Genomic DNA, 2,829 nt, shown 5'->3' with positions numbered 1-2,829 from the left:
GCCGGCGACGCCCGCACCGGCGGCCGTGCGGGACGCGGCGGCCGCGGCGGTGGCGGGGGAGGTGCTCGGCTACACGGTCTCGGCCGGCGTCCCCGAACTGCGCGGGGGGATCGCCGCCGAGTACCTGCGGCGCTACCGGGTGGCCGTCGATCCCGACGAGGTCCTGGTGACCACAGGATCCTCAGCCGGCTTCCAGCTCGCCGTGCTCGCCGGCTTCGACGCCGGCGACACCGTGGCGATGACGCGCCCGGGCTACCCCGCCTACCGCAACACCCTGCTCGGCCTCGGGTGCCGCGTCCTCGACCTCGACGTCGGGCCCGCGACCCGGTTCCAGCCCACCGTCGCGATGCTGGAGGCGCTGCCCCGGGTACCGGCGGGACTCGTGCTGGCATCGCCGTCCAATCCGACCGGCACGATCATCGACCCCGGAGAGCTCGCGGCGATCGCCGGGTGGTGTTCCGCGCACGACTGCCTGCTGCTGAGCGACGAGATCTATCACGGGATCTCCTACGGACGGCGCTGCGCGAGCGTCCGTGAGTTCTCCACGCAGGCCGTCGTGCTCGGCTCGGTGAGCAAGTACCACTCGATGACCGGATGGCGGCTCGGCTGGCTGCTGCTTCCCGGGCCGCTGCGGCGTCCGGCCGAACTTCTGCAGGGCAACCTCGCCATCTGTGCTCCTGCGGTCTCCCAAGCCGCGGCGCCGGCAGCGTTCGGGCCGGGGGCCAGGGCCGAGCTCGACGGCCACGTCGCCCGCTACGCGCGGAACCGCGACCTGTTGCTGCGCCGGCTGCCCGAACTCGGCATCACCAGCTTCGCCCCGCCGGACGGCGCCTTCTACGCGTGGTGCGATGTCAGTCATCTCACCGACGACAGCCGGCGCTGGTGTGCGGAGGTGCTCGCGGACACCGGTGTCGCGCTGGCCCCCGGCATCGACTTCGACCGCGCCGAAGGGCACCGCCTGGTGCGGCTCAGCTTCTGCGGGGCGACGGCGGAGCTGGACGAGGCCCTCGATCGCCTCGCCACCTACATCGCCGGCTCCTGACCCGGGGCCGAACCCCCTCGGCCCCCGCCGTCCCAGCGAACGGAATGGGGGACAGACCAGCGAACGGGAAAGGAACCGTCCCCAATCTCGTTCAGGGGACGGTTCTTTTCCCGTTCGGAGGTCTGTCCCCTTTGCCGTTCAGGGGACGGCTCGGTGTCCGGTCAGTCGGGGGCGGCGCCACCGGCGGACGCGGAGTCCCTGATGCGAGCTCAGTGCTCGGCGGGCGCGTGGGCCGGCACCGGCGCCGGCTGGCCGATCCCGGCGAGCAGGTCGAGGTACCAGTCCTGGCTGATGTCGAACGGCTTGCCGCCCTTGATCCGGTCGAAGGCGATCACGCTGAGCAGGTCGCCCGCCTCCTCGTCGTGGCCGACGACACCGGGGTTGCCGGCAAGGGCGGAGTCGACCGCCAGGTCGGTCATCTCCCGGATCAGCGCCAGATCGAAGGCGTTGGCCGCGGCGGAACGGGAGTAGTAGCCCGACTTCTGCACCAGGACCTTCTCGGAGTTGAGCATCTTCGAGAACTGCTTGGCGAACCAGGCGCCGGGGTTGATCCGTTCGAGCCGGATGTGCCCGAACGCGTCGCGGGCCACCTCCTGGCCGCTCCGCTCCATCTCGGCGACGATGTCGGCGATGCCGGCGCCCTCGGAGAGGAAGATGTTCACGCAGCCGACCTCGTCCATCACCTTGATCAGGCGGGCCGCCTCCTGCTCGATGTTGATCTCCGCCTCGGGGACCAGGATCGCGTGCACGTCCCAGGCATCCTTGGACAACCCGATCTCGGGCAGCCACTCCACGCTCTCGACCCACTCGTGGTACTTGCGGGCAGTGGCGGCGGTGAGCCAGCCGCAGTTGCGGCCCATCACCTCGTGGATAATCAGGATCCGCGTCCCCGCGTTGTGCTCGGCCATCACGTTCTTCGCGAACCGGGCGCCCATCTCCGCGGCCGTGTCGGCGCCCAGGGACTGCCGGATCGGCACCACGTCGTTGTCGATCGTCTTGGGCAGGCCGACGACGGTGAGCCCGTAGTCGTGCCGGGCGAGGTAGGCCGCGAGGTCGGCGGCGGTGGTGTTGGTGTCGTCGCCGCCAATCGTGTGCAGGACATCGACCCCGTCGGCGACCAGCCGGTCGGCCGCGACCTTCAACGGGTCGTCGCCCTCGGCGACCAGACCGCGCTTGACCAGGTCCTTCGCGTTGGTGAGCTTCACGCGCGAGTTGCCCAGCGGCGAGCCACCGTAGTTGTGGAGCAGGCTCGCCTTGGCCCGCACCTCGTCGGTGACGGTCAGGAAGTCGCCGGTGAGCAGTCCCTGGTAGCCGTTCTTGTAGCCGATGATCTCCACGTCCGGAGCCAGCTCGGTGTACCGCTCGATGAGGCCGCCGACGGCGGAGGACAGGCACGGGGCGAAGCCCCCGGCGGTGAGCAGAGCGACTTTCTGGACCATCGTGGGAATTCCAATCATTGCGGGATCTTGAGCGTCCCACAGCCTACCGATTCCGATCGCGAACAAACCTGTGCACAACTCTCGTGGACCGGGGTCGGCGGGCGCACAATGGGTCCCTCGGAGAGGGGTGCGGATGGCCGGCGACCAGCGGGGAGTATCGATGTCGGCGTTCTTCGCCGTCGTCGTGCTCGCGCTGCTCCTGGTCGCGGGGCTCGTCGTGGACGGGGGAGCGCAAGCCGTCGCAGCCCGCAGGGCTGAACTCGTCGCGTCCGCGGCGGCGAGGGCGGCGGCGGACGAGACGGCCGCCGCACGCCTGGCCGGGCGTGCGCCGAACGCCGGGGCGGCGAT

Annotated in this window: 2 protein-coding genes and 1 pseudogene; 2 read left to right on the top strand and 1 reads right to left on the bottom strand. The window is 70.7% G+C overall.

Going from position 1 to position 2,829, the window contains the following annotated elements:
* Positions 1 to 1,042 (top strand): pyridoxal phosphate-dependent aminotransferase (locus tag QM633_RS01310; protein ID WP_415151912.1); only part of this gene is annotated, 1,042 nt, incomplete at its 5' end.
* Positions 1,043 to 1,251: 209 nt separating this feature from the next.
* Here QM633_RS01310 and QM633_RS01305 read toward each other — a convergent pair.
* Entirely contained in the window at positions 1,252 to 2,499 is a 1,248-nt protein-coding gene (locus QM633_RS01305) for a pyrophosphate--fructose-6-phosphate 1-phosphotransferase (protein WP_415151911.1), read from the bottom strand.
* A gap of 115 nt (positions 2,500 to 2,614) precedes the next feature.
* Between QM633_RS01305 and QM633_RS01300 the strand changes: the two are divergent.
* A pseudogene (locus tag QM633_RS01300) lies at positions 2,615 to 2,829 on the top strand (hypothetical protein); the annotation flags it as partial.

The sequence above is a fragment of the Propionicimonas sp. genome (assembly GCF_047606205.1).
Taxonomy (GTDB): Bacteria; Actinomycetota; Actinomycetes; order Propionibacteriales; family Propionibacteriaceae; genus Propionicimonas.
Note: the sequence above shows the minus strand (reverse complement) of the source record. Positions and strands in the feature narration are given on the sequence as shown.